Raw genomic sequence first — 20,136 nt, 5'->3', positions numbered from 1 at the left:
CCAATGGATCAACAAACGAAATCACAACGTGTTCATCATGTTTTTGAGAAAATTTATAACCGGTACGATGTTATGAATTCAATTATTTCCTTTCAACGTCATAAAGCATGGCGTAAAGACGTCATGAATCGTATGAACGTTCAAAAAGGAGAATGTGCAATCGATGTTTGCTGTGGGACAGGTGATTGGACTTTAGCACTTGCAGAGGAAGTAGGAGAAAAGGGTAAAGTTGTGGGCCTTGATTTTAGCGAAAATATGCTAAGTGTTGGTGTGGAGAAGAAAAATAATTTGAACTTGGATTACGTCGATTTCAAACATGGGAATGCCATGGAACTTCCTTATGAGGATAATAGTTTCGATTATGCTACAATCGGTTTTGGCCTTAGAAATGTACCGGATTATTTACAAGTCCTAAAGGAAATGAATCGTGTAGTAAAGCCAGGAGGCTTAGTTGTATGCTTGGAAACATCTCAGCCGACTGCGTTAGGGTTCAGACAAGCATATTATTTTTACTTCCAACACATTATGCCTTTACTAGGTCGTCTTTTTGCAAAAAGTTATGAAGAATATTCGTGGCTTCAAGAATCTGCGAAAGATTTTCCTGGCAGATTAGAATTGAAAAAGATGTTTGAACAAGCCGGATTGAAAGATGTTGAAGTAAAAAGCTACACGGGTGGAGTTGCTGCAATGCATCTCGGAACGAAGCCGTTGAAGTAAGAAAATGATATAAAGGTGACTCCAATGAAATTAGCGATGATCTATCCATACTTAAAACAAGATATTGATAAAATAGAAAAGACTCTTAATACGACCATTCAAGCTGATCATAGTATTTTAAGAGAAGCTTCTACCCAATTGTTACAGGCAGGAGGAAAGCGAATCCGTCCTGTTTTTGTTTTATTAGCGGCTAAGTTTGGCAACTACGACATAGAAAGAATCAAACATGTGGCTGTAGCTTTGGAGCTTATTCATATGGCTTCTCTTGTGCATGATGATGTCATAGATGACGCTGAGCTTAGAAGAGGAGAGCAAACGATTAAAGCTAAGTGGGATAATCGGGTTGCCATGTATTCAGGGGATTACATATTCGCCAGAGCCATTGAGAGTTTGTCTAATTTAGAAAATGTAAAGGCTCACCAAATTCTCTCAAAAACCATTGTAGAGGTTTGTGTTGGTGAAATAGAACAAATTAAAGACAAATTTGATTGGGAACAAAATCTGCGAACTTATCTCCGTAGAATCAAACGTAAGACGGCTCTCTTAATTGCTGTAAGTTGTCGTCTTGGAGCTGTTGCTGCCGGGGCTAATGAATCGGTTGAAAGGGCTCTCTTTAAGTACGGGTATTATGTGGGAATGTCTTATCAAGTCATTGATGATGTTTTAGATTTCACTGCAACCGAGAAGGAACTCGGGAAGCCTGCTGGCAGCGATTTGATGCAAGGGAATATTACAATTCCAGTTTTATATGCAATCAAACAAGATGATTTATTCAAACAAGAATTGAAAGGCTTGTTCCAAAAAGAAGAGGTTACTAAAAACGATATGGCTTGGGTAATCGCTAAAATTAAAGATTCAGGAGCTATTGAGCAATCTTTTGCCTTGAGCGAACAATATCTAGAAAAAGCTTATGAAGCTCTAGATCATCTCCCTGATCAAAAGGAAAAACAAACCTTTATGAAGATTGCTAAATATATCGGCAAACGTAAATCTTAAGAAATTGTTTGCTACTTTTCCGAAAATTTGATAGAATTTCATCTGGTTAAACATTTAAACGCTTTCATAATTCTACATAACTAAGAGGTGGAGAAAATGGAAAAAACGTTCATTATGGTCAAACCAGACGGAGTACAAAGAAATTTAATCGGGGATATTGTCAACAGGTTTGAAAAAAAGGGGTTTAAATTAGCTGGTGGGAAGCTAATGCAGATTCCGTCAAGCCTTGCTGAAGAGCATTACGGGGAGCATAAAGAAAAGCCTTTCTTTGGTGAACTGGTTGAGTTCATTACATCTGGACCTGTTTTTGCTATGGTGTGGGAAGGGGAAAATGTAATTGCTACAGCCCGTCAAATGATGGGGAAAACAAACCCTTCAGAAGCTTTGCCAGGAACTGTAAGAGGAGACTTTGGATTAACAGTAGGTAAGAATGTCATTCACGGTTCCGATTCTCCAGAAAGCGCTCAGCGCGAAATTGGTCTGTTCTTCAATGGGGAAGAACTCCTTAATTATGAGAAAAACGACCAAAACTGGCTTTACTAGAATTCCGGATTATGAACCTTACTTGCATGGTGAGGTAAGGAAAACAAAGGATATTAGCAAGAGGCCGTAATCTATTTTAGATTACGGCCTCTTGCTTATTTTAAGAGAAAACGGTTCCCTTTACTGATGTTATAGTTGTTATAAATGTGAATTAGAGTATTTACCTTTTTAGCATGGCGTTCTTCAATTATATTTACAATAGGTGAGCCTTTTATTAATATAGAGATTGAAAGATTGGGCATTAGAGTGGAGGAGAAAGAAATAAATGGAAGATGAATACTATGGATTTATAAATCAAGTTAGGCGCAAAACAGGGGTAGATCTTTCTTTATATAAAGAGGGGCAAATGAAACGTAGGTTAACTACTTTGCGAGATAAGAGAGGCTATTCTAGTTTTGAACGATACTTCCAAGCTATTTCAAAAGATGAAGACTTATTTTTTGAATTTCTAGATCGTATGACCATTAATGTTTCCGAATTTTATAGGAACCAGAAACGTTGGGAAATACTAGAGTCGAAAATATTACCTGATTTAATAAAGGGTAAGAAGACTTTGAAAGTTTGGAGTGCTGCTTGTTCTACTGGTGAGGAGCCATACACAATAGCTATGGTTCTTAGTCGTTACTTTCCCTTAAACGATATACATATACTTGCTACTGATATTGATGAGAATGTCATGGAACGAGCAAAAAAAGGGGTATATCCAGAGCGCTCTTTAAAAGAAGTACCTAATGATATAAGGAACAAATACTTTATGCAGAAAGGGAACTTGTTTGAAGTATCGGATGATATAAAAAAAACCGTAACATTTAAGAAACATAACTTGCTTTCTGATCATTATGAATCGAATGTTGATTTAATTATTTGTAGGAATGTTTTAATTTATTTCACCGAGCCCGCAAAAAATGAAGTCTATAAACGTTTTAGCCATTCGCTAAATAAAGGTGGGGTATTATTTGTGGGAAGCACAGAGCAAATCTTTAACGCCCATAACTATCAATTTGACATCGCGGATACATTTTTTTATAAGAAAAATGGGTAGAAGAGGGGGGAAGAGATCCTCTAAGTTGCACATGAAATATTCTGACTTTTTTGGATTTTTAGATAGATTGTGCAATTTTTCATATTTGATGAACACAGTTCCTAATGGATATGATATAGTAATACAAAATTCATAAAGTATAGCTGAGAAAAGGAGAGTTTAGATGAGATATTTAACTGCAGGCGAATCACATGGCAAACAACTAACCACAATCGTAGAAGGGATCCCTTCCCTCATGCCACTACTTACTGAGGACATCAATGAATCATTAATCCGCAGGCAGGGTGGATATGGACGTGGACGCCGTATGCAGATTGAGAAAGACTTAATTAATATTACAGGTGGCGTCCGACATGGATACACACTAGGGTCTCCAATATCATTGGTTCTAACAAATGATGATTTTACTCATTGGAGAAATATAATGGGAGAAGATCCTATAGGTGACGATGAAGAAGTACGTCGCACAATTAGTCGCCCTCGTCCTGGGCATGCAGATTTGAACGGTGCATTAAAATATGGACACAGAGATATGCGTAATGTATTAGAGCGTTCTTCTGCGAGAGAAACTGCTGCACGCGTAGCGGCAGGTGCAATAGCAAAAAAACTACTTGCTGAACTTGATATTAAGATTACAGGTTATGTGAATACAATTGGTGGTATCACAGCTTCTTATGATGAAACGATGTCTCTACAGGAACGTCAGGATATGTCAGAAGCTTCACCTGTTAGAACTCTCGATAAAGAGGCAGAAGAGAAAATGATGCAGGCAATTGATACAGCAAAGCAAGAAGGGGATTCGATTGGAGGTATTGTCGAAGTAATGGTTGAGGGCATGCCAGCAGGTATTGGCTCATACGTTCAGTACGACCGTAAAATTGATTCTCGCATAGCTGGAAGTGTAGTCAGCATTAATGCCTTTAAAGGTGTTGAGTTTGGAGTAGGCTTTGAAGCTGGCCATCTCAACGGAAGCGAAGTTCATGACGAAATCGCTTGGTCAGAAGAGAGAGGTTATTACCGTAAGACAAATCGTTTAGGTGGATTTGAAGGCGGAATGACTACAGGAATGCCTTTAATTGTAAAAGGTGTGATGAAACCAATACCTACACTTTACAAACCATTACAAAGTGTGGATATCGATACGAAAGAGCCATTTAAAGCAAGCATAGAACGATCAGATTCATGTGCGGTTCCTGCTGCTGCAGTGGTAATGGAACATGTTGTCGCATGGGAGTTAGCGCGTGCACTAACAGAGCAATTCCCACATGACCAGTTCCCTAAATTAAAAGAAAGCTTAGATCAATACCGAGAAGAAATTAGGTGCTTCTAATGGAGCAGCTACAAGTTGAACATGACTCTGGAATATACTCCATAACAATTGGAGCGGGTTTGCGCCATAAAATCACAGATTACTTGCCTACTTCGTATAGGCAAGTTTTCGTTATAACAGATAGTCATGTTGCCCCTTTATATCTTCAAGATGTAAAAAATGCCTTTTCTAAGGAAACAACAGTAGCAAGCTATGTTGTTCCTGCAGGAGAACATTCTAAAAGTCTATCTGTATTCTATGATTGTCATACCAAAGCTATTGAGAATGGTATAGATCGGGAATCTTTAATTGTAGCCCTTGGAGGGGGAGTGGTTGGTGATCTAGCTGGTTATGTAGCAGCTAGTTATATGCGAGGAATAGACTATGTTCAGGTTCCGACCACATTACTTGCACATGATAGTAGTGTAGGTGGAAAAGTTGCTATTAATCATGAACTTGGTAAGAATATGATTGGGCATTTCTATCAACCAGTTGCTGTTATTTACGATACTGAAACCTTACGTACACTAAGTAAAACTGAATGGCGCTCAGGAATGGCTGAAGTGATTAAACACGCTTGGATTGCAAAGGATCAATCGTTTCTAGAACAATGTTATAAAATAAATAGCTTTTCGGATATGGAAAGTGATTGGATGAATTCTATCCTATACCAAGGGATTGCTGTTAAGGCAAGAATAGTATCGGAAGATGAAAGGGAGCAAGGTATTCGCCGTTTTCTGAATTTTGGTCATACACTGGGGCATGCGATTGAAGCAGAGCTTGGATATGGTAAGATCACGCACGGAGAGGCTGTTGCTGTTGGAATGGACTTTGCTCTTAGAGTGAGTGAGTCTCATTTTAATACCGATCTTAATCGCCAGACGTATAGAGAATGGATTTCCAGGCATCATTATCCTATTACTATTTTAGACCAGTTAAATACAGATGGACTGTTACATAGGATGACAAGGGACAAGAAAAATGTTCAATCTGACATAAGATTGGTATTATTATCGGAGCAAGGTAAGCCAGAAGTTGTTTCCTTTACAGTGGATCAGATTAAAGAAGAGCTAAAAGAGTATCACAAAGAGGTGAGTTAGGTATGATTAGAGGAGTTAGAGGAGCTACAACAGTTAAGAAGAATAGAGCAGAGGAAATTGTGACAAATACTCATGTGTTGCTAGAGGAAATGATTGTAGAGAACAAGATTGATCCTGATCAAGTTGCTTCGATTCAAATTTCAACTACTGAAGACTTGAACGCAACATTCCCGGCAAAAGCGGTCCGCAAAATAGAAGGTTGGACGTTTGTTCCGGTTATGTGTATGAGAGAAATACCGGTACCGCAATCTCTTGAAAGGTGCATTCGAGTTATGATGCACGTAAATACGGAAGTAAGCCAAAGAGATATTCGCCATATCTATCAGTTTGAAGCTAAGCAATTACGTCCGGATCTTATTCAAGAAGAAGGGAAGGGTTTATCATGAGAACAAAACCAATCTTTAATCAATTAAAGCCATATGTCCCAGGAAAAACAATAGATGAAGTGAAAGAAGCATATGGACTAGAGAGAATTATTAAACTAGCTTCCAATGAAAATCCATTCGGCTTTTCTAGTCATGTGCAAAAACATCTTTCAGATGCGGTTACCAATCTTGAAATCTACCCTGATGGCTACGCTAGAAAGTTAAGAACGAAACTAGCTGCTGAACTTAATGTTGATGAGACAAAGTTGATCTTTGGGAATGGATCAGATGAGATTATGCAAATTATTTGCCGAACTTATCTAGAACCAGGAACGAATACAATAATGGCAACCCCAACCTTCCCGCAATACCGACACAATGCACTTATTGAAGGTGCCGAAGTTCGTGAGGTGCCTTTAGTAAACGGTTATCATAATTTAGAAGAAATGTTATCCATCATTGATGAACAAACACGAGTTATTTGGTTGTGTAACCCTAACAATCCTACAGGTAATATTTTCACTCAAGCTGAGTTTGATGAGTTCATGAAGAAGTGTCCTGAACATGTACTTGTTGTGCTAGATGAAGCTTATATGGAATATGTTGGATCTGAAGATTTTCCAAATGCACTTGATGCCCTCGGGAAATATGAGAATTTAATTATCACTCGAACTTTCTCAAAAGCTTATGGACTAGCTGCTTTACGTATAGGATACGGAGTAGCTCAAGAGTCTGTAATTACGAAACTTGAACCTGCCCGTGAGCCTTTTAATACATCTGTCATTGCTCAACATGCTGCCGTTCTAGCACTGGAAGATAAAGCGTTTATTGAAAAAACTTTTGAGCAAAACGTTGAAACCAAACAAGAGTTAGAGGCTTTTTGTGAACGTCTCGGACTACGTTACTACCCTTCGGAAACGAACTTTTTGCTCATTCATTTACCTATAACAGGTGATGAAATGACGGAACACCTTCTACAGAATGGATTCATCGTTCGCTCTGGTGAAGCCCTTGGTATTCCTCAATCCATTCGTTTAACAATTGGGAAGAAAGAACATATGCAAGAGGTTATGAACGCAATGGAGCAGAAATTGACAAAGGTTGAGAATAGTTAAGCGATGGAGCAAACGAAGATTTTTGTTGTAGGTTTAGGGTTAATCGGGGGTTCGATTGCCCTAAATCTGCAAAATAATAGTAATGTAAAAATTATAGGTTTTGACGGAAATGATAAGGCGATTGATTACTCTCTTCAGAACAACATAATTAATCAAAAGGCTAATTCCTTTGAGGATGGTGTATTACAAGCGGACATTGTCTTTCTTGCTACTCCTACTTCGATTACAAGGTCCTATATCCAAAAGCTAGATGACATGGAATTAAACAAAGAAGTTCTAGTGACAGATGTTTGTTCTGTTAAGAAGCCTGTCATGGACATGGCTCAATCGCTAACCAACCAACAAATTGTCTTTGTAGGTGGCCACCCTATGGCAGGGTCACATAAGAATGGAATAGAAGCAGCCAAGGCTCATTTATTCGAAAATGCTTATTATTTATTTATTCCTGGGATACACGCTAAAGAAAAACACATCTCTATGCTTGAACAATTATTAAACTCGACCAAGAGTTATTTCGTTACTGTCGATGTTGAAGCGCATGATCAGATGACTGGAGTTATATCACATTTCCCTCATTTGATTGCCTCAGCGCTTGTTCACCAAGCTCGATCGTGGCATAGCACACATCCTTTTCTACATGAACTTGCTGCAGGTGGGTTTAGGGATATTACAAGAATTGCTTCTAGTCATCCAAAGATGTGGAATGATATATTCTTTCAAAATAGAGACACGATGATTTCTCTTCTAACTGATTGGATTCATGAAATGAACCATCTCAAATCACTTGTAGAGACTTTGGAACATGATGAATTACATACGTATTTAGAACAAGCTAAACAATATCGTGACGGTCTCCCTGTTAAACAAAAAGGGGCTATTCCATCTTTTTATGATGTATACGTAGATATTCATGACCAACCTGGTGCCCTTTCTGAGGTTACTCACATTGTGGCACAAGAAACAATCAGTATTGTAAACATTCAAATACTAGAGATTCGAGAAGGAATAACGGGTGCTCTGCGCCTAAGTTTCCAAACAGAAAAAGATCAAAAACGAGCTAAAACCCTTCTAAAATCGAACGGATATGAAGTTACTATTGAATAATAAAGGTAGTGAATATATGGACCAAATGGAAATTCAACCAAGACCACACACCCTTAATGGAACAATACATGTACCAGGAGACAAGTCAATCTCACACAGGGCTATTATGCTAGGTTCTTTAGCTGAAGGAAGAACAACAGTGAAACGTTTTTTGACAGGTGAAGATTGTTTGACAACGATCCAAGTATTCCAATCAATGGGTATTCACATTGAACAAAACGGTGATGAGGTTAAGATTGAGGGGAAGGGGTTACATGGTCTTTCGGAATCGGTGACTCCTTTAAATTTAGGGAATTCAGGTACAACGACCCGATTACTTCTTGGTATTTTAGCGGGGACATCGAACCACTACACACTATTCGGAGACCAATCTCTCTCTAAGCGTCCTATGAATCGTGTTGTTGATCCTTTGCGAGAAATGGGAGCTTTCATTGATGGTAGGGAGCATGGAAACCTTTTACCTTTAAGTATTAGAGGTCAGAGTTTAAAACCTATTCATTATCGCTTGCCTGTCAATAGCGCGCAGGTTAAATCAGCAATCTTGCTAGCGGGTCTATTTGCAGATGGAACTACTACAATAATGGAGCCAGTTAAGACTCGAGATCATACAGAACGCATGCTACAGGCTTTTGATGTAAACGTGAAGCGCGAAGAAGATCTGATTCATATTTCAGGAGGTCAGACATTGACCGGAGTGGATATTGAAGTACCTGGTGATATATCTTCTGCTGCATTCTTTATGTGTGCAGCGGCTCTAAAAGAAAATAGTGAGATTACATTAAAAGATGTAGGATTAAACCCTACCCGTACAGGCATCATTGATGTTCTTAAAGATATGGGAGTATCTATGACAGTAAATACTACCCGTCATATTGGGGATGAACCAGTGGGTGATATTACTGTTAAAGGTGGAGCAATGAACGGGACTACATTATCAGGTGATTTGATTCCCCGTTTAATTGATGAGCTGCCAATAATCGCTCTTGTGGCTTCAAGAGCTGAGGGTAAAACCATTATTAAAGATGCAGAAGAACTAAGGTATAAAGAGACTGATCGTATACAAGCTGTTGTAGATACTCTAAAACAGATGGGTGTAGAGGTGGAGGCTACTAGAGATGGAATGATAATTGAAGGTTCTACAAATCCTTTGAAGGGTGGCACCTACTCTTCTTATCACGATCACAGAATTGGAATGATGGTCGCCGTTGCATCGGTTATATGTGAAGAAAAGATCATGCTAGATCATCCATCGTGTATCTCAATCTCTTATCCAAGCTTCTTTGATCACTTAGATGCCTTATACACTCAACGTTAGAGAGTAAGCTGTAGATAATAAAAGCATAACGAACATGAAGCCTTCATACCTTGTACCAAAAGCTAGTAAAGGGGACAAGTTGTATGAAGGCTTATTGTATACAAGCAGAACAAGCTTTATTGAATAAAGAATGGAAACCATTAACCATTGGGATCAAGGATGGGAAGTGGATACAATCTTATAAGTTAAAACGGAACACCTATACATCTATCATAGACCCTTTATGGATTGCACCAGGAAAAGTTCATATAGACTTACAGTTTCCTCTTTATCAAACTGAATATCAGTCCGCTCTAGTAAGACGATATATGTTTAGAGGTGCAACCCTACTGGTAGTACAATGCCCTATTACTTCAACAAGGAATATGGTAGATGAATTTCAAAAGATGAAGTGTACATTAGATGGTCTTGGTCTAGATTATATGATTGCGCCACTTGTACCTCTTACAAAGTTGACTCCTGTAATGGTACGTTATTTTGGGGTAGAACGTGTACCCTTCCTGTTATTTCAGGTTCAGTCTAAGAAAGAGATGAATAATAAAGTTTGGGGATGGATTGCTCAAGCGCAAGATCCTTCTTTTTTACCAATCGCACCTGTAGTATCTAAGGAAAACTCAATTTCTTATGGAGACTGGTTAGCTTTAGCAAACTATCATAATGTTCGAACGCTACCAAAGGTATTGGATGAATGTCCTATAGTAAAAGAAAATTTAAGAGCGACAGGAATTTATCCATATAAAGGAGAATTTATGTATTCAGGTGATGCGGATTTCAATATTTTTCGGATACAATCACACACACAAATTGATACACCTGATCAAATGTTTTATCATAAAGCTATTCCATGTGTTACAGTGTTACGTGGTCAAGTTATTCGTTCTCATGTTGAGGTTAACGATATGGAAGGGATTGGTTGTTACCTGAAAGCATCCATCCCAAACCATTTTATGAGTTGATGAAAGGGTGTAGACATGCAAGGCATAGAACAAGCCATTCAATATATGAATGCAGGAAAAACAGAACAAGCTGTAGAAACACTACGTACAGAGTTATCCCGTGCGGGTGATGAAGAAAAATATACAATAGCGGAAATGTTTATGCAGTGGGGGATGGTTGAAGAGGCTAAAGACGTTTTAGAGGAGCTTAAACAACGTTACCCAGGTGAACATGAATTAACGCTTTTACTTGCTGAGATTTACGTAGATCAGGAAGATGATGAAAAGGCAATTGATCTTTTAAATCAAATTCCTGAAGAAGATGAACAATATTTAGGAGCTCTTGTTCAACTTGCAGATCTTTATCAAACGCAAGGGTTATTCGAAGTATCTGAACAAAAGCTGTTGTTAGCAAAGAACATTTCTCCTAATGAACCTGTTATTGATTTTGCTTTGGGTGAACTCGCTTTCTCTGTTGGAGAGTATCAAAAGAGTATTCCTTATTACGAGAAAGCCTTACGCCGTGATCAAAAGATGGGTGAAACAGATATTACCTTGCGTCTTGCGGAAGCATTTGCCATTGAAGGTGACTTTGATCAAGCATTAGATTACTTCCAAGCTGCTGATGAAATGACCCCTGATATACTGTTCCGATATGGTTTTACTGCTTATCAAGCTAACCGCATAGATATTGCTATTCGCGTGTGGAATAAGCTAATTGAAGAAGATCCATTCTATCAATCTGCTTACCCTTTACTTGCTGAAGCATACGAATCTGAAGGTATGATTGATGAGGCTTATGATGCAGCGAATAAGGGATTAAAGAAAGACGAATTTAATAAGGACCTATTTTATTTAGCAGGAACGTTAGCATTTCGTCTTACGAAGAAGCAAGAGGGATATCAGCATATCAGGCAGTCATTATCGATTGACCCTGGGTTCAAAGAAGCTGCTTTATTCTTAGTAGAGCGTCTAAAAGAAGATGGAGATTACGAAGCCATTAAAGACATTTTAGAGTACCTTATTGAAATGAATGAAGAAGAACCTCTATATAAGTGGTATCTAGCTCAGGCAAATAATGAATTAGAACACTTTAAAGAGGCATTAAACGACTATCAAGAAGCATATAATACCTTTAAAGATGATAGTGACTTCCTAAAAGAATATGGCTATTTCCTTGTAGAAGAAGGAAGAGTGAAGGAAGCTCACAGTGTATTTGAGCGTTATCTCACTATAGAACCAACTGATGAAGAAGTGGAGACATTTATGGCCCGTTTACAGTCTGGTGACGAGGAATAGGTATTTCTCTGTTTAAAAAGGAGGGCATAAAAGTGAAAATGCCGGTCTCGGTAGAGGATAAAAAGGAATTTGTTCGTTGGTTTTTGAATCATTTTCAATTAAAACGTAGGGAAAGTGTATGGATTCTAAACTATTTAATTAACCATGATTCAATTATGGAAAACGTACATTTTGTTGAAGAAGCACGATTCTGTCCAAGAGGTATTGTTATTTCAACTCATTGCGTTGATGAAGTCCCATTTCGCTTCTATAAGGATCAAATCATGACAACAGATGCAGAAAAGTCATTTCATGATATTCGTCTGAATCGAAATGAAGCCGTTTATATCCAACTCAATTTCAAAAATTCTCACCAGAGCGCCTCTTATGCAGCCGTTTTGGAGGAAAATCCTTTTATGCCTCAAGATTACTTTATCACCGAGAAGGATCAGGAATTAGCTGAATTGGTTTTGCAGACGTCCATTTCGAACTACCAAACTCAAAAGCTTAGAAGAAAGATTGACCGAGCTTTAGATAGTGGAGATAAAGAAACGTTTGAGAGATTAAGTGAACAGTTAAATGAACTCAAGAGAAATGTAACTCCCTAATTTTATTAGGGGGTTTATTTTTTTAACAGAGGGTAAATTCAGAAAACAATGGCAAATTTAATGATTAAACCTTTCGATTTCATGACCGAGAGGCTATAATGAAAGGGAAGAATTGAATGAAAGGGGGGTAATGCAATGAAATGGAGCGGACAAGATGTGTCATTGTATTCACAATCTAAAGAATTTGTGGATACTGGAATTGTGCCACTTATTCCCTATTCACTATCAGGTTCAGAGAAAGAGCTTACACAGTTGGCAAATCAGTCTGAACTATTAACGTTATTTATGAAAGAAGTGGAAGAAGAATATAGAGGAAGAATTTTTTTGGCTCCGTCCTATACGTATCTTAAAGAAACGTCTATCGATAAAGAAATCGAACGTATTAATGAATGGACAGAAAGAATGGAAGCAGAAGGCTTTAAGCATCTTCTTTTCTTCACGTTTGATCAACAATGGAAAAAAGTAGAGAGAAAGCTAAATCCTTCTTTAATTTGGCTGCCTCTTCCTCAGGTAGATGATATACATAATGAAGAAGCTAAAAAAGTCCTTCGTTCTCAAATTGATCAAGTAACCGAATTAATTACAGCATATTGGCAAGAATAATTTCTAAAGCGATTTCAATTCCAATATTGACCGTCTAATTAGTTTGCGCTATCATTATAATGTCCTAGTAAACTGTGTGAATATTTACCATGAATGTTGGATCATATTGGATAGAGGGGGGAAAACAATGAGCGATAAAAAACAACCAGTATCCCGCCGTCAGTTTCTGAACTACACGCTTACAGGTGTAGGAGGGTTTATGGCAGCGGCTATGCTTTCGCCGATGGTTCGAATGGCAGTGGATCCAGTGCTTCAGCCAAAAGAAGGCGGAGAGTTTCACGCTACGGGTACCGAAGTTAAAAACATTACGGAAGAACCAATTCGTGTAGATTTCTCTTTCGAGCAGCAAGATGCGTGGTATGTATCTGAAGTTTCGAAAACAGCGTGGGTTTACAAAAACGAAAGTGGAGATGTAATTGCATTTTCACCAATTTGTAAACACTTGGGATGCATTGTTAAATGGGAAGGCGGTCAGGGGAACGAGAACCAGTACTACTGTCCTTGCCATGGGGGGCTTTATGAGAAGAATGGAGCGAACGTACCTGGTACACCTCCATTAGCTCCGCTAGATCAATACAAAGTCAAAATTCAAGATGGCATGCTGTACTTAGGAGAAGTCATTCCAAACAAGGTGGTGTAATTCATGCTTCAAAAACTTTACGATTGGGTGGACGAGCGTGTCGATATTACACCGTTATGGCGTGATATTGCGGATCACGAAGTTCCTGAACACGTGAACCCTGCTCATCATTTTTCAGCATTCGTTTATTGTTTCGGAGGACTTACGTTCTTCGTAACCGTTATTCAAGTATTATCTGGTATGTTTTTGACAATGTATTATGTACCGGACATTGAAAATGCATGGGAGTCTGTTTACTATCTTCAAAAAGAGGTAGCTTATGGTCAAATTGTACGTGGTATGCACCACTGGGGTGCTAGTCTCGTAATCGTGATGATGTTCTTACATACATTACGTGTATTCTTCCAAGGGGCTTATAAAAAACCTCGTGAATTAAACTGGGTAGTAGGGGTACTTATTTTCTTTGTTATGCTCGGTCTTGGTTTCACAGGTTATCTGCTTCCTTGGGATAACAAAGCATTCTTCGCTACACAAGTAGGTCTTCAAATCGCCGAACAAACACCTCTTATAGGTACGGAAGTGAAGACACTACTAGCTGGTGACCCGGATATCGTAGGGGCACAAACGTTAACTCGTTTCTTTGCTATCCACGTATTCTTCCTGCCAGCTGCATTATTCGGATTAATGGCAGCGCACTTTGTTATGATTCGTAAACAAGGAATTTCTGGTCCACTATAGGACTCCATTGATGTAAAGGAGGGATCGCTGTGCATAGGGGAAAAGGTATGAAGTTTGTCGGTGACTCGCGTGTCCCGGCTGAGAAGAAACCTAATATACCAAAAGACTATTCGGAATACCCTGGTAAAACAGAGGCATTCTGGCCAAACTTCTTGTTAAAAGAATGGCTGGTTGGTGCTGTTTTCCTAATTGGATTTTTAACACTAACGGTTGTAGCTCCATCACCGCTTGAAAAACTAGCTGATCCAACAGATGCTGGTTACATTCCGTTACCAGACTGGTACTTTTTATTCCTTTACCAGTTCTTGAAATACGAGTTTGCGAGTGGACCGTATATCGTATTAGGTGCATTTATTATTCCTGGTCTTGCATTTGGTGCACTATTATTAGCACCATTCTTAGATACAGGAAAAGGCCGTCGTCCATTCGAGCGTCCTATTGCAAATGCTATGATGTTAATTGGTTTAGCGGCTACTGTTTTCTTAACATGGGAAGCAGCAGATCATGTAGACTGGGAACAGCGCGCGAAGTCAGGTCAAATTGTAGAAGATGTTGAAATAGATAAATCATCTGATGGATACAAAATCTACTCTCAAAACTGTGCATCCTGTCATGGTGACAATCTTGAAGGCGGAAATGGTCCAGCACTAATTGGTGTTGAGTATTCTGCAGATGAGATTAAGGATATTGCACAGAATGGAATTGGAGGCATGCCTGCTAACATATTCCAAGGTTCTGATGAAGAATTAGACAAACTCGCGAACTTTATTACTGGTGTTGGAAGTGAAGGTAGCGAATAAATAAGATACTTAAAAAGGGAGCTGGCTTTTAGGTCAGCTTCTTTTTCTGGTTATAGAAAAGGAGGGATGACGTGCTTCGTTATCTTTTAACGTTCAAACCATTTGTTTTACTTTTGCTAATCGTGAATATTTTAGGAACTATTTATGGGTATTGGTGGTATAAGAGTCAGCTTGAAATAACTCCAACAATTTTTATACCATTTGTACCTGATAGTCCAACAGCTAGTTTGTTCTTTTGCATTTTTTTATTCTTCTTCTTAATAAAAAAAAGTGTTCCACTTATAGAAGCACTTGCCATAATTACTTTGTTTAAGTATGGAATATGGGCAGTGGTGATGAACATTTTGACGTTAATTGTGACAGGATATCTTCCGTGGCAAGGTTATATGTTAATTGCTTCTCACGGGGCTATGGCTATTCAAGGTTTACTGTATGCTCCTTATTACAAAATTAAAGTTATTCATATCGTTATTGCTGGTATATGGACATTGCACAATGACATAATCGATTATGTGTTTGGGATGATGCCAATCTATTCAAAGCTAAGTGACTTTAGTCAAGAAATAGGTTATTTCACATTCTGGCTTAGCTTACTTTCGATTGGGATTGCCTATTTCCTAACTATTCATCTTAAACGTAAACGAGCGAATCACCTATAACTACTTGTACTAATTCTACTTATCCTCTCATACATTGAAGCAAGAGTGGTTTGAGAGGGGAGCGTTATGAAACAGATACAAAAGAAAATATTATGGGGATTACTGGTCTGTTTTGGACTTAGCTTGTTTCACATCGGTTATAGTAGTGCAACATCTTTTTCAAATGAGATGAAAGAGACCACTTATCGCTTCTTACAGTATGTTGAAGAAGGTAGATATGAGGCAGCTGATGCAGTATTAACGAAGTTGAGAAGAGATTATAGTATCGATGATAAAGAATATAGTGTAGTGTTTCAAGATGTTCTAAACGAAGCTCATCAAGCGCTAATTGATCCACACGTAGTCCCGGAGGATAAATACCATAAAAGTCTCACAGTTGTGTTACTTTATGAGGCTACCTGGAATAAAATAGATCCTCTTTGGTTATCGTGGAAGGACCATTTATTATCGGAAATGACGAATGATCCTTTAAAAAATAACGAAAGACTTCAAAAAGTATATTCTTTATATGAACGACTTCTTCCAGCGGTGAAAGTATCAGGAACTGAAGAGAGTGTTCAGATAATGGAAAGACACATGAAAGAGTTGCATGAAATGCAGTCACTTAATGGTGATGATCTACAAGGAAATCAGATAAGTGTGTTCGCCCAAGAGGTGAAAGAGGTTGAAGTAAAACGTAAAAAAAGCTTAACAGAAGAACCAGGTTTCATCTGGCTAATGGGTTCTGTTGGTAGTTTAATTTCATTCACATTAATGTATGTAGGTTGGAGAAAATATAAGGGTGAGAAAACAGATGATACCGAAAAAAAGAGAGAGCGGGATAGTTGACTTTCCCGTGTCTTTTGACTAAAATTGACCTTAATAAGATCTTTATATAAAGGTCGATTATATTAGTGGAGGAATGAAAAGATGGGTCAATATCTAATTTATTTGGCTTTAATCATTATCATCCCGATTTGGGCGCAAATGAGAGTGAAAAAAACGTATAAGCGATATTCAAAAGTCCGTAATGAATCAAATATGACTGGGGCGGAGGTAGCCCGTAAAATATTAGATGACAATGGACTCTCTAATGTGCAAGTGGAAGAAGTTAAAGGCATGTTATCCGATCACTATGATCCTCGGAGTAAGGTTGTTCGTTTATCTTCAGGGAACTACCATGAACCATCCGCAGCTGCACAAGCAGTGGCAGCACACGAAGTAGGGCACGCAATTCAGGATGCTGAAGCCTACGCCTTTTTACGATTCAGGCATGCTCTTGTACCTGTAGCTAGCTTTGGCTCGAATGCTTCCATATTCTTAATTATTGCTGGTGCTTTCTTTAGCCAAGTACTATTAGGAGTTGGAATTGCATTCTTCGCTTTAGCTGTATTGTTCCAGTTCGTTACGCTACCTGTTGAATTTAATGCCTCAAGTAGAGCAATGAACCAGCTTGTATCTACTGGTATCATTCGTAATAACGAGGAGCGTCAGACTAAGAAAGTTCTAAATGCAGCGGCTTGGACTTATGTAGCGAGCGCTCTGGTAGCACTTCTTGAACTAGTGCGTCTTGTACTTTTATTCACTGGGATGAATGAAGATTAATAAGTAGTTTCAAAACGCTTAGAGCAGGTATAATGTGCTCTAAGCGTTTTTTCGTTCAGAATTTATATGGGCTAACAATAAAAAAAGAGCTTCAATATCATTGAGCTCTTCTTTATATCTTTTTCATATTAACGTTCAATCGGGTTCTTGTCTTCGTCGAGTGTAAACCCTTCTCCAAGGACATCGTGAACAGATGTGACTGCTACAAATGCATGCGGATCAATTGAGTTAATAATGTTTTTTAATCGGACAATTTCATTTCGAGCTACCACGCAGTATAATACATCACGGCTTTCGCCTGTATAACTCCCTTTTCCAACTAGAATTGTAACACCACGGTCCATATCTTTCATAATCTTATCTGACACAGCATTAGATCGTTCAGATATAATTGTGGCTCCTCTAGCTGCGTATGCTCCTTCTTGAATAAAGTCAATCACTCTCGCTCCTACAAAGACCGCTACTAGAGTGTACATACCTTGAATATAGTTTAAGTAAATCAGTACGGAAGCTAAAATAACACATGCATCGAATAAGAACATGGTTCGACCCATACTCCAGCCTGCATATTTATGGACAAGTCTTGCAATAATGTCGACTCCTCCCGTTGTACCGCCGCTCCTGAAAATAATACCAAGACCAACACCTATGAATACACCGGCCATTAGAGAAGCGATAATCATTTCATCTTTTAAGGCAAATTCTATATTATTCATAAATATAGGGAATTCAAATATCCACAAGAAAAATGAAACAGCAAAGGTTCCTATGATTGAGTAAATCAACGTTGTTTTTCCAAGTAACTTCCACCCTAGGAAGAACACCGGAATATTTAAGACTAAGTTCATAATTGCAATATTTAGACCAAAGTGGTCAAGAATAAGTAATATACCCGTGAAGCCACCCTCAGCAAGATCGTTTTCCATATTAAAATAAAGAACACCAAAGCTGAAAATAGCAGAACCGAGTAGAATCAATAGGATGTTTTTAATATTTACCCCCATCTTCATCAAGAAGCGCCTCCTTTCGTCACACTCCATCCATTATAGTCAAACAGAGATGTAGGAGCAATAATAGTGAAAAAAATTTGTCAAAAGCCCGCCTTTTAGCTAACATGATAAGAGATTACATATGAAAGTTGTAGAAATGAGGGTTCCTATGAAATTTCAATCACACGCACTAACATCAAAAGAGATGCAAGAACGCGTTGATGCTTATATATCGCAATTTAAAGAAGGGTATTTCTCACCTCTAAGTATGATGGCTCGTATGACTGAAGAGGTAGGAGAACTAGCTAGAGAGGTCAATCATCATTACGGTGAGAAACCAAAGAAATCTTCTGAAGATAATAATTCAATGGAAGAAGAGCTCGGAGATCTTTTATTTGTGATGCTTTGCTTTGCCAATTCTTTAGATATTGATATGACTGAGAGCTTTGAAACTGTTATGAATAAATTCGAAACAAGAGATAAAGATCGCTGGACGAAACGAGATCAAGAGGAGGACCATAAAAATGACTAATACAAAAATAATAGTGGCAGGACCAAGGGGCAAAATGGGGAGAGAGGCTGTAAAGATGATTCACAACACAGAGCACTTTACACTTGTTGGATGTGTGGATCATAAAAACGGTGGATTACGAGTAAAGGATATAGAGGGTTTGCCTGATACAGATGCTCCAATATATCAAGATATAGAGCAATGCTTTAAGAGAATAGAAGCAGATGTTTTAGTAGACCTAACTACACCTGAATTTGGCTATAAACATACAAAGCTTGCACTTGAACATGGAATCCGTCCTGTAGTCGGAACTACGGGTTTTACAAAAGAACAGCTCCTGGAATTAGAGCAATTATCAGAAGAAAAAGAACTTGGTGTCGTCATCGCACCAAACTTCGCACTAGGTGCAGTTCTAATGATGCAATTCTCAAAATGGGCAGCAAAATACTTCCCTGATGTTGAGATTATTGAGCGTCATCATGACCAGAAACTAGATGCACCTAGTGGTACTGCAGTGAAAACAGCTGAATTAATTCAAGAAGTACGAGAGGCTAAGAAGCAAGGTCATGAAGAAGAGAAAGAAACACTAGCAGGAGCTCGCGGTGCTGACGTTGATGGTATGCATATTCATAGTGTTCGTTTGCCAGGATTGGTCGCCCATCAAGAAGTGATGTTTGGATCTAGCGGAGAAACGTTGACAATCAAACATGATTCCATCAATCGTGAATCCTTTATGACCGGTGTGAAATTGTCTGTTGAGAAAGTGATGGAATTAAACGCATTTATCTATGGATTAGAAAATTTATTAGAGTAGGGAGTAGGTAGTCATGAATATCGCATTAATCGCACACGATCAAAAAAAAGAAGATATGGTTCAATTTGCTACAGCTTACCAGCATATTTTAGAACAACATAGCCTTTTTGCTACTGGTACAACAGGAACAAAGATTACAGAAGCTACAGGGTTATCACTTCATCGATTTCAATCAGGCCCTCTCGGTGGCGATCAACAAATAGGTGCTTATGTGGCACAGAATGACATGGATGTTATTTTATTCTTTCGGGACCCTTTAACAGCTCAACCTCACGAGCCGGATGTTAGTGCATTAATGCGATTATGCGACGTCTATCAAATCCCGCTTGCAACAAATTTAGCAGCCGCGGAAATAATGGTGAGAGCCATTGAACATGGTGATTTCCATTGGAGAGAGATCATTCATAAGAAAAAGCAGCAAGGGTGAAACG

General features: G+C 38.5%; 24 protein-coding genes. 23 read left to right on the top strand and 1 reads right to left on the bottom strand.

Annotated features, from left to right (window positions below; all coding sequences use genetic code 11):
- Positions 1-3: 3 nt before the first annotated feature.
- The 20 genes from menG (at position 4) to N780_RS01995 (ending at position 17,391) form a co-directional block, all read left to right on the top strand.
- A complete protein-coding gene (gene menG, locus N780_RS02090; protein ID WP_036779407.1) occupies positions 4-717 on the top strand; it encodes a demethylmenaquinone methyltransferase in 714 nt (237 codons plus the stop codon).
- Between the two features lie 24 nt (positions 718-741).
- Positions 742-1,713 carry a heptaprenyl diphosphate synthase component II gene (gene hepT / locus N780_RS02085; RefSeq protein ID WP_036779405.1) on the top strand — a complete coding sequence of 324 codons (972 nt, stop codon included), beginning with the start codon at positions 742-744 and terminating at the stop codon, positions 1,711-1,713.
- A 96-nt stretch (positions 1,714-1,809) separates the two neighbouring features.
- On the top strand, positions 1,810-2,256 hold the full coding sequence (gene ndk, locus N780_RS02080) for a nucleoside-diphosphate kinase (protein ID WP_036779403.1): 447 nt from the start codon (positions 1,810-1,812) through the stop codon (positions 2,254-2,256).
- A gap of 265 nt (positions 2,257-2,521) precedes the next feature.
- Entirely contained in the window at positions 2,522-3,298 is a 777-nt protein-coding gene (locus N780_RS02075; protein ID WP_036779401.1) for a CheR family methyltransferase, read from the top strand.
- A 163-nt stretch (positions 3,299-3,461) separates the two neighbouring features.
- A complete protein-coding gene (gene aroC / locus N780_RS02070) occupies positions 3,462-4,628 on the top strand; it encodes a chorismate synthase (protein WP_036779398.1) in 1,167 nt (388 codons plus the stop codon).
- Entirely contained in the window at positions 4,628-5,707 is a 1,080-nt protein-coding gene (aroB, locus tag N780_RS02065; RefSeq protein WP_036779397.1) for a 3-dehydroquinate synthase, read from the top strand. Before aroC ends, aroB begins: the two co-directional genes overlap by 1 nt.
- 2 nt (positions 5,708-5,709) lie before the next feature.
- On the top strand, positions 5,710-6,093 hold the full coding sequence (gene aroH, locus N780_RS02060; RefSeq protein ID WP_036779395.1) for a chorismate mutase: 384 nt from the start codon (positions 5,710-5,712) through the stop codon (positions 6,091-6,093).
- The gene (gene hisC, locus N780_RS02055; protein WP_036779394.1) at positions 6,090-7,187 is read left to right on the top strand and encodes a histidinol-phosphate transaminase; all 1,098 of its coding nucleotides are present in this window, start codon (positions 6,090-6,092) and stop codon (positions 7,185-7,187) included. Before aroH ends, hisC begins: the two co-directional genes overlap by 4 nt.
- 3 nt (positions 7,188-7,190) lie before the next feature.
- Entirely contained in the window at positions 7,191-8,291 is a 1,101-nt protein-coding gene (locus N780_RS02050; protein ID WP_036779392.1) for a prephenate dehydrogenase, read from the top strand.
- 16 nt (positions 8,292-8,307) lie between these two features.
- Positions 8,308-9,606, top strand: coding sequence for a 3-phosphoshikimate 1-carboxyvinyltransferase (gene aroA, locus N780_RS02045; RefSeq protein ID WP_438942496.1), 1,299 nt, complete (start codon positions 8,308-8,310; stop codon positions 9,604-9,606).
- 83 nt (positions 9,607-9,689) lie between these two features.
- Positions 9,690-10,562 (top strand): hypothetical protein, encoded by an 873-nt coding sequence (locus tag N780_RS02040; protein WP_036779390.1) that lies wholly within the window; start codon positions 9,690-9,692, stop codon positions 10,560-10,562.
- Between the two features lie 15 nt (positions 10,563-10,577).
- Positions 10,578-11,840, top strand: a complete 1,263-nt coding sequence (locus N780_RS02035; RefSeq protein WP_036779387.1) for a tetratricopeptide repeat protein — start codon at positions 10,578-10,580, stop codon at positions 11,838-11,840.
- Between the two features lie 32 nt (positions 11,841-11,872).
- The gene (locus N780_RS02030) at positions 11,873-12,427 is read left to right on the top strand and encodes a ReoY family proteolytic degradation factor (protein WP_036779385.1); all 555 of its coding nucleotides are present in this window, start codon (positions 11,873-11,875) and stop codon (positions 12,425-12,427) included.
- Between the two features lie 135 nt (positions 12,428-12,562).
- Entirely contained in the window at positions 12,563-13,030 is a 468-nt protein-coding gene (locus N780_RS02025) for a DUF2487 family protein (protein ID WP_036779383.1), read from the top strand.
- A gap of 127 nt (positions 13,031-13,157) precedes the next feature.
- Complete coding sequence (locus tag N780_RS02020; RefSeq protein ID WP_036779381.1) at positions 13,158-13,670, top strand: Rieske (2Fe-2S) protein; 513 nt, start codon at positions 13,158-13,160, stop codon at positions 13,668-13,670.
- 3 nt (positions 13,671-13,673) lie between these two features.
- Entirely contained in the window at positions 13,674-14,348 is a 675-nt protein-coding gene (gene qcrB, locus N780_RS02015) for a menaquinol-cytochrome c reductase cytochrome b subunit (RefSeq protein WP_036779379.1), read from the top strand.
- 29 nt (positions 14,349-14,377) lie between these two features.
- Positions 14,378-15,148, top strand: a complete 771-nt coding sequence (locus tag N780_RS02010) for a menaquinol-cytochrome c reductase cytochrome b/c subunit (protein ID WP_036779376.1) — start codon at positions 14,378-14,380, stop codon at positions 15,146-15,148.
- 71 nt (positions 15,149-15,219) lie between these two features.
- Entirely contained in the window at positions 15,220-15,807 is a 588-nt protein-coding gene (gene lhaT / locus N780_RS02005; protein ID WP_036779373.1) for a lipoprotein heptaprenylglyceryl N-acetyltransferase LhaT, read from the top strand.
- Positions 15,808-15,873: 66 nt separating this feature from the next.
- Complete coding sequence (locus N780_RS02000) at positions 15,874-16,635, top strand: sporulation protein YpjB (protein WP_036779371.1); 762 nt, start codon at positions 15,874-15,876, stop codon at positions 16,633-16,635.
- A gap of 81 nt (positions 16,636-16,716) precedes the next feature.
- Positions 16,717-17,391 carry a zinc metallopeptidase gene (locus tag N780_RS01995; protein WP_036779368.1) on the top strand — a complete coding sequence of 225 codons (675 nt, stop codon included), beginning with the start codon at positions 16,717-16,719 and terminating at the stop codon, positions 17,389-17,391.
- A 128-nt stretch (positions 17,392-17,519) separates the two neighbouring features.
- Here N780_RS01995 and N780_RS01990 read toward each other — a convergent pair whose 3' ends face one another.
- Positions 17,520-18,401 (bottom strand): YitT family protein, encoded by an 882-nt coding sequence (locus tag N780_RS01990; RefSeq protein ID WP_036779366.1) that lies wholly within the window; start codon positions 18,399-18,401, stop codon positions 17,520-17,522.
- Positions 18,402-18,549: 148 nt separating this feature from the next.
- Here N780_RS01990 and N780_RS01985 point away from each other — a divergent pair, with 148 nt between their 5' ends.
- The 3 genes from N780_RS01985 to mgsA are packed head-to-tail and all read left to right on the top strand — an operon-like array spanning position 18,550 to position 20,132.
- Positions 18,550-18,912, top strand: a complete 363-nt coding sequence (locus N780_RS01985) for a nucleotide pyrophosphohydrolase (RefSeq protein ID WP_036779831.1) — start codon at positions 18,550-18,552, stop codon at positions 18,910-18,912.
- Positions 18,905-19,705 (top strand): 4-hydroxy-tetrahydrodipicolinate reductase, encoded by an 801-nt coding sequence (gene dapB / locus N780_RS01980; RefSeq protein ID WP_036779364.1) that lies wholly within the window; start codon positions 18,905-18,907, stop codon positions 19,703-19,705. The genes N780_RS01985 and dapB overlap by 8 nt, the downstream gene beginning before the upstream one ends.
- A gap of 13 nt (positions 19,706-19,718) precedes the next feature.
- Positions 19,719-20,132, top strand: a complete 414-nt coding sequence (mgsA, locus tag N780_RS01975) for a methylglyoxal synthase (RefSeq protein WP_036779362.1) — start codon at positions 19,719-19,721, stop codon at positions 20,130-20,132.
- The last annotated feature ends 4 nt before the right edge of the window (positions 20,133-20,136 follow it).

It is taken from the genome of Pontibacillus chungwhensis BH030062, assembly GCF_000770675.1.
Classification (GTDB): Bacteria; Bacillota; Bacilli; order Bacillales; family BH030062; genus Pontibacillus; species Pontibacillus chungwhensis.
The sequence above is the reverse complement of the archived record's forward strand: the minus strand, read 5'-3'. Positions and strand labels throughout refer to the sequence as shown.

Excerpts from the sequence above, each read along its gene's own strand:
- menG (WP_036779407.1), top strand. The coding sequence starts at position 4 with ATGGATCAACAAACGAAATCACAACGTGTTCATCATGTTTTTGAGAAA.
- hepT (WP_036779405.1), top strand. The coding sequence starts at position 742 with ATGAAATTAGCGATGATCTATCCATACTTAAAACAAGATATTGATAAA.
- ndk (WP_036779403.1), top strand. The coding sequence starts at position 1,810 with ATGGAAAAAACGTTCATTATGGTCAAACCAGACGGAGTACAAAGAAAT.
- N780_RS02075 (WP_036779401.1), top strand. The coding sequence starts at position 2,522 with ATGGAAGATGAATACTATGGATTTATAAATCAAGTTAGGCGCAAAACA.
- aroC (WP_036779398.1), top strand. The coding sequence starts at position 3,462 with ATGAGATATTTAACTGCAGGCGAATCACATGGCAAACAACTAACCACA.
- aroB (WP_036779397.1), top strand. The coding sequence starts at position 4,628 with ATGGAGCAGCTACAAGTTGAACATGACTCTGGAATATACTCCATAACA.
- aroH (WP_036779395.1), top strand. The coding sequence starts at position 5,710 with ATGATTAGAGGAGTTAGAGGAGCTACAACAGTTAAGAAGAATAGAGCA.
- hisC (WP_036779394.1), top strand. The coding sequence starts at position 6,090 with ATGAGAACAAAACCAATCTTTAATCAATTAAAGCCATATGTCCCAGGA.
- N780_RS02050 (WP_036779392.1), top strand. The coding sequence starts at position 7,191 with ATGGAGCAAACGAAGATTTTTGTTGTAGGTTTAGGGTTAATCGGGGGT.
- aroA (WP_438942496.1), top strand. The coding sequence starts at position 8,308 with ATGGACCAAATGGAAATTCAACCAAGACCACACACCCTTAATGGAACA.
- N780_RS02040 (WP_036779390.1), top strand. The coding sequence starts at position 9,690 with ATGAAGGCTTATTGTATACAAGCAGAACAAGCTTTATTGAATAAAGAA.
- N780_RS02035 (WP_036779387.1), top strand. The coding sequence starts at position 10,578 with ATGCAAGGCATAGAACAAGCCATTCAATATATGAATGCAGGAAAAACA.
- N780_RS02025 (WP_036779383.1), top strand. The coding sequence starts at position 12,563 with ATGAAATGGAGCGGACAAGATGTGTCATTGTATTCACAATCTAAAGAA.
- N780_RS02020 (WP_036779381.1), top strand. The coding sequence starts at position 13,158 with ATGAGCGATAAAAAACAACCAGTATCCCGCCGTCAGTTTCTGAACTAC.
- qcrB (WP_036779379.1), top strand. The coding sequence starts at position 13,674 with ATGCTTCAAAAACTTTACGATTGGGTGGACGAGCGTGTCGATATTACA.
- N780_RS02000 (WP_036779371.1), top strand. The coding sequence starts at position 15,874 with ATGAAACAGATACAAAAGAAAATATTATGGGGATTACTGGTCTGTTTT.
- N780_RS01995 (WP_036779368.1), top strand. The coding sequence starts at position 16,717 with ATGGGTCAATATCTAATTTATTTGGCTTTAATCATTATCATCCCGATT.
- N780_RS01990 (WP_036779366.1), bottom strand. The coding sequence starts at position 18,401 with ATGAAGATGGGGGTAAATATTAAAAACATCCTATTGATTCTACTCGGT.
- N780_RS01985 (WP_036779831.1), top strand. The coding sequence starts at position 18,550 with ATGAAATTTCAATCACACGCACTAACATCAAAAGAGATGCAAGAACGC.
- dapB (WP_036779364.1), top strand. The coding sequence starts at position 18,905 with ATGACTAATACAAAAATAATAGTGGCAGGACCAAGGGGCAAAATGGGG.
- mgsA (WP_036779362.1), top strand. The coding sequence starts at position 19,719 with ATGAATATCGCATTAATCGCACACGATCAAAAAAAAGAAGATATGGTT.